Source organism: Vibrio sp. S12_S33 (assembly GCF_963889785.1).
GTDB lineage: Bacteria > Pseudomonadota > Gammaproteobacteria > Enterobacterales > Vibrionaceae > Vibrio > Vibrio aestuarianus.
Map to the genome: position 1 here is coordinate 1 of NZ_CAWPQZ010000186.1, position 866 is coordinate 866.

The following is an 866-nucleotide window of genomic DNA, read 5'->3' on the forward strand; positions in this document are numbered from 1 at the left end:
CATTTGTCAGTCGTTGAAGATACCCGTTCTGACATTAATCAAAAACATGACCTTATTGACGTTATGTTCCTTGTTATTAGCGCTATCGCATCTGGGTGCGAAGGCTGGCAAGACATTGAATTTTATGGTGAAGAAAAGCTAACGTGGTTAAGAAAATACAGACCATTCGAACATGGCATTCCTCGACGACACACGATTGCTCGTATATTGCGTTCCGTTGTTGCGGAGTCATTGCTTGAAGCGTTAGCCTTATGGATAAACGAACAAAGAACCAATAAAAGTAGGCCCGTCATTGCATTTGATGGAAAGGTTCTGCGTGGTTCTTATCGAAATGATAGGAAAACCGCACTACAGTTGGTCACGGCATACGACACTGAGCGTGGCCTCGTTCTGAGCCAAAAGTCGACTGAAAACAAGAATGGCGAGATCAGCGTTGTGCGACAAATGCTTGATGTTATTAATGTAAAAGGCAGTGTGGTCACGGTTGATGCCCTGCATTGCCAGCGCGAAACCCTAGAGAAGATAAAAGAAAAGAAAGCGCATGTTGTCGTTCAAGTGAAGAACAACCAACCGAAACTAAGAGCGGCTGTTGTTGAACAGTTTCAGACTGTCTTCGATGCCAAGAAAGAGAGAATAGTCACTGAAATCAGAGAGAAACATCATGGTCGTAGCGAAGAACGATACGTGTTTCAACTTAAGGCCAAGTTACCCGAAGAACTAACAAAAAAATGGCCAACGGTAAGAAGCATCATAGCAGTGGAACGCCACCGAGTGATAAACGGTAAAGGTACTGTAGATACGTCTTACTACATAAGCTCCATGTCGCCGAATCACAAATTGCTTGGCCATTATATTCGCCAACACTG

Annotated in this window: 1 protein-coding gene; it reads left to right on the forward strand. The window is 43.8% G+C overall.

Translation table 11 applies throughout. The features are described 5' to 3' along the window. A partial coding sequence (locus AACW06_RS19775; RefSeq protein WP_192076362.1) for an ISAs1 family transposase occupies positions 1–866 on the forward strand: 866 nt, incomplete at both ends.